We start from the raw sequence: 4,237 nt of genomic DNA, 5'->3' as shown, positions 1-4,237 counted from the left end.
TTGATATTAACAGAAAAGATCGTATGGTATTTGCAGAGATGGAGTAAGGTTTACACCTTACTCTATTTTTTTTGGGAAAATTCATATAGATTTTGAATTTAATAGTTTAGATATATGAAAGCTGATGCAAAAGGGCCTTCAGTTATTCCGAAAGAGGCCGTTCGATTACGAATTTTAGCAAATAGTGATTCAGATAAAGACCAGGCATTAAAGCGTAAAGTGCGTGATGAAGTAAAAGCACAAATTGATGGATGGGTAGCGGATTTAACTTCATTTGAAGAGGCGCGCAAAGTAATTCAAAGTCATATTCCAGAAATCGAGAAAACGGTGGAAAATACGTTAAAAAGAGAAGGAAGTAAAGAATCATTTCAAGTGAAATTTAGTAAGAATGTAAAGTTTCCTACAAAGGTATATGGGAATTTTATTTATCCAGCAGGAGAATATGAAGCGGTATTGATTACAATTGGAGAAGGTGAAGGGGCGAACTGGTGGTGTGTATTATTTCCACCAATGTGTTTCTTAGATTTTTCGAGTGGGACAGCTGTAAGAAAAGAAGAGCACGTTGTGAAGGCGGAATCTCCTGAAGAGGAGCAGGTGAAACAACTAGATGAGGAAGTAGTAAATACAGAAGAGAAGAAAGTGGATAAGGTTAAAGAAACGAAAGTTGTAAAACAGGAAGTAGTAAAAGAAGTAACAGCTTCTGAAAAGAAAGTAGTAAAAAATGAAACAAAAGTCGAAGAGCAGCCTGTAAGTAAAGAAGAAACAAAAACGGTGGAAAAAGTGGAGAAACCTGTGGAGAAAAAACAAGAAAAGCAAAATGAGTATGTAAAAGTAGAAGAGGAAGAAAAAAAGCCAGAAGTTAAATTGTTTATTGTAGAAGCTTTTACATCTTTATTCTCTAAATAGTACTATTAATAAATCCCTCCTCATATATAAAAATGAGGAGGGATTTATTATGAAGAAAGTGTATTTTGCTACGAAAGCAGATGTGGAAAGATTACATTCTTTTTTCGGACAAGCTAATAAAAAAGATGATAAAATAAATGAGTTGTACGCACAATTTATGATTTTGGAAGAGGCGGAAGAAATAAGAGCTGTAATTGGTTATGAACAAAGTGGGGAAGATGTACTTATTCGTTCTTGTTTATTCACACCTCATGTGGATAAACAGACTTTCTTATATTTTTTTGAAATGTTTTTGCAGTATATGAAAGAAAAAAGTGTTCAACAATTGTACTTACTAACAAACCATCCACAATCTGTACCGATCTTTCAGTTCTTTGACTTTTTTACTATAGAAAAGGATGAGGTTCCAGAGGGTATTCAACAGTTAGAACATTTTTGTAAAAATATAAAAGAGCAGAATGCAATAATACTAAATTGTCAGCTATTCACAAAGTTATCCACGGATTAATTGGGTTTATCCACATTTTGTGGATAAACCTTGTTTGTCTTTTGGATAAATCTCATAGTAAACTAAAAATAGACAAGTATTTAAGGGTAGAAAAGGACGTGGAAAAAAATGCATACAAATATGTGGGTTGTGGATAATGTTGTGGAAAGAAAAAAATATTATCCACAGTTACAAGAAGCAGCAAAATTATTAAGAGAAAATGAGGCGGTTGCTTTCCCTACGGAAACAGTATATGGGTTAGGTGCAAATGCGATGGATGATGAAGCAATCGCGAAAATTTTCGAAGCGAAAGGAAGACCGAGTGATAATCCACTCATTGTCCACATAGGTACAAAATCTCAGTTAGATGGGATTGTGAAAGAAATCCCACCAGTTGCAGAGAAGTTAATGGCGCATTTTTGGCCAGGACCATTAACAATTATTTTGCCGAGAAAAGAAGGGATTTCAGAGAGGGTGACGGCGGGACTTAATACGGTTGGGGTAAGAATGCCTGATCATCCAGTTGCACTTGCTCTTATTGAAGAGGCGAATGTACCTGTTGCGGCACCAAGTGCGAATCGTTCAGGGCGTCCAAGTCCAACACTAGCTTCTCACGTATATGAAGATTTGAATGGGAAGATTGCAGGTATTGTTGATGGTGGTGCAACTGGAGTAGGCGTTGAATCAACTGTAATTGATTGTACAAGCACGGTTCCAACAATATTACGTCCAGGTGGGATTACGAAAGAACAATTAGAAGCGGTGATAGGTACCGTTTCTTTAGATCCAGCTTTAAAGGATGAGAAGGAAAAACCGAAATCACCTGGAATGAAATACACACATTATGCGCCGAAAGCACCACTTAGTATTGTTGAGGGCTCGCGTGAGTTTATTCAGCAACTTGTGGATGAGAAAAAGGAAGAAGGATTTAAAGTAGGCGTATTAACGACGGAAGAGTATCAGCATGTATATAACGCAGATGTTATATTGTCTTGTGGTGTTAGAAGTGACTTAGCTAGCGTTGCGACTAAATTATATGATGTACTTAGAACATTTGATGCAAGTGAAGTGGATGTTATTTTTAGTGAGTCGTTCCCTAATGAAGGAATAGGAAATGCTATTATGAATCGTTTAACAAAAGCGGCAGGACATCATATTATTATTGAATGATAAGGTAAGGTTAGCAAACAGAATATTTCTCCTTGGATAAGCATATTGTGAAGTAGCACGTCCAAGGAGGGGCATGAATGACGTTTGAACAGCTAATACCTTTAATAATTATGGCATTCGCCTTAGGGATGGATGCGTTCTCGGTGAGTCTTGGTATGGGGATGATGCCCCTAAAGTTAAGACAAATCCTGTATATTGGTATGACGATAGGGATATTTCATATTATTATGCCATTTATAGGGATGGTACTAGGTCGTTTTTTATCAGAGAAGTATGGAGATATTGCACATTTTGCGGGTGCTATTTTATTAATCGGACTAGGTTTTTATATCGTATATTCGACCATTTTACAAAATGGAGAGACTAGAACTGTCCCTATTGGAATTAGCTTATTCGTATTTGCATTTGGCGTTAGTATAGATAGTTTCTCAGTAGGGCTTAGTCTTGGTATTTATGGGGCACAAACAATCATTACGATATTACTTTTTGGATTTGTTAGCATGTTGTTAGCGTGGATTGGTTTATTAATTGGTAGACATGCGAAAGATATGCTCGGTACATATGGCGAGATAGTAGGTGGCATCATTCTAGTTGGATTTGGATTATATATCCTTTTTCCTATATAATTTTATGTAGGAGGGAATTATGAACAAGCTATTGGGATGGTATGTTAAGTTTTTAACCTTCTTTCTTCGATGGCTAAGAAGGCTTATAATTTGGGGTATTATTTTGCAAATTGCAATTTTAGGTTGGATTAAGTTAATTCGCGAATAGTAAGATAGCTCCTTTCTGTGCATAGTTTTGTTTGTACTATATTGATTGCGCTAAAAAATTACACATATAGAAAGGATGAGATGAATGACAAGATTGAAGCAAGTTTTTGGTATTATTATTAGTTTTTTTGTTTTTTGGTTTAGTATGCTCGGTGTACAAATGTTTGCTGAGTTTTTAGATATTGAGTCATTGAAATTTGTTGCGGGAAAGACTGAGGCGGCGCGTGCTTTTTACTCTCCGTACCCGTTTTTAATTGTTTTTCTTATTACACTGCTTTCCCTATACTTCTTCGTAATTAAGCTAGGGAAACCGAAAAAAGAAAAACTGCCTACTTTAGAGGAAAAGAAGGAAGAATTACAATGATAAAAATCCCCTGCTTTTTAGCAGGGGATTTTTATGTTTGAGTGATGGCAGGAATCGAGCCGCCTTGCTTTTAGATATTTATCCAGCTCCAGCGGCTAGAATGGTCGGTGGCTTCGCGTCTTCCTATGAGGCAAAAAGCGCCTCTACGTCAGAAGCTCCATCCCCCTCTCATTCTGAGCGAGCCGCTTCCGCTTTTAGATATTTATCCAGCTCCAGCGGCTAGAATGGTCGGTGGCTTCGCGTCTTCCTATGAGGCAAAAAGCGCCTCTACGTCAGAAGCTCCATCCCCCTCTCATTCTGAGCGAGCCGCTTCCGCTTTTAGATATTTATCCAGCTCCAGCGGCTAGAATGGTCGGTGGCTTCGCGTCTTCCTATGAGGCAAAAAGCGCCTCTACGTCAGAAGCTCCATCCCTCTCTCATTCTGAACGAGCCGCTTCCGCTTTTAAACTGGCCTAACCAGTTCAAATTGTTCTCCTAATTTTGCATAGTTGTGTCCTGCTAGGCGGCTTATTGGTTTGAGTCCTTCTGCGTGAATGC

The 4,237-nt window shown here is 37.7% G+C and carries 5 protein-coding genes and 2 pseudogenes; 6 read left to right on the top strand and 1 reads right to left on the bottom strand.

Annotated features, from left to right (window positions below):
- Window positions 1-105 precede the first annotated feature (105 nt).
- The 6 genes and pseudogenes from spoIIR to MR160_RS32910 form a co-directional block, all read left to right on the top strand.
- Window positions 106-906 (top strand): annotated as a pseudogene (spoIIR, locus tag MR160_RS32930) (stage II sporulation protein R); the annotation flags it as partial.
- A gap of 49 nt (window positions 907-955) precedes the next feature.
- Complete coding sequence (locus MR160_RS32925; RefSeq protein ID WP_000758437.1) at window positions 956-1,414, top strand: GNAT family N-acetyltransferase; 459 nt, start codon at window positions 956-958, stop codon at window positions 1,412-1,414.
- A 108-nt stretch (window positions 1,415-1,522) separates the two neighbouring features.
- A complete protein-coding gene (locus MR160_RS32920; RefSeq protein ID WP_000557357.1) occupies window positions 1,523-2,563 on the top strand; it encodes an L-threonylcarbamoyladenylate synthase in 1,041 nt (346 codons plus the stop codon).
- 77 nt (window positions 2,564-2,640) lie between these two features.
- On the top strand, window positions 2,641-3,189 hold the full coding sequence (locus MR160_RS32915) for a manganese efflux pump MntP (RefSeq protein WP_000142476.1): 549 nt from the start codon (window positions 2,641-2,643) through the stop codon (window positions 3,187-3,189).
- A 19-nt stretch (window positions 3,190-3,208) separates the two neighbouring features.
- A complete protein-coding gene (locus MR160_RS34925) occupies window positions 3,209-3,337 on the top strand; it encodes a hypothetical protein (RefSeq protein WP_255805871.1) in 129 nt (42 codons plus the stop codon).
- A gap of 84 nt (window positions 3,338-3,421) precedes the next feature.
- Window positions 3,422-3,700: a DUF3935 domain-containing protein gene (locus MR160_RS32910; protein ID WP_000197471.1), complete on the top strand. Its 279-nt coding sequence runs from the start codon at window positions 3,422-3,424 to the stop codon at window positions 3,698-3,700.
- Window positions 3,701-4,142: 442 nt separating this feature from the next.
- Here MR160_RS32910 and MR160_RS32905 read toward each other — a convergent pair.
- Window positions 4,143-4,237, bottom strand: a pseudogene (locus MR160_RS32905) (flavin reductase family protein); the annotation flags it as partial.

Origin of the sequence: Bacillus cereus group sp. BfR-BA-01382, from assembly GCF_022663475.1 — a bacterium.
Lineage (GTDB): Bacteria > Bacillota > Bacilli > Bacillales > Bacillaceae_G > Bacillus_A > Bacillus_A thuringiensis_S.
Note: the sequence above shows the minus strand (reverse complement) of the source record. Positions and strands in the feature narration are given on the sequence as shown.

Bases quoted from the DNA above. Each gene is read 5' to 3' on its own strand.
- MR160_RS32915 (WP_000142476.1), top strand. From the start codon at position 2,641: ATGACGTTTGAACAGCTAATACCTTTAATAATTATGGCATTCGCCTTA.
- MR160_RS32910 (WP_000197471.1), top strand. From the start codon at position 3,422: ATGACAAGATTGAAGCAAGTTTTTGGTATTATTATTAGTTTTTTTGTT.
- MR160_RS32920 (WP_000557357.1), top strand. From the start codon at position 1,523: ATGCATACAAATATGTGGGTTGTGGATAATGTTGTGGAAAGAAAAAAA.
- MR160_RS32925 (WP_000758437.1), top strand. From the start codon at position 956: ATGAAGAAAGTGTATTTTGCTACGAAAGCAGATGTGGAAAGATTACAT.
- MR160_RS34925 (WP_255805871.1), top strand. From the start codon at position 3,209: ATGAACAAGCTATTGGGATGGTATGTTAAGTTTTTAACCTTCTTTCTT.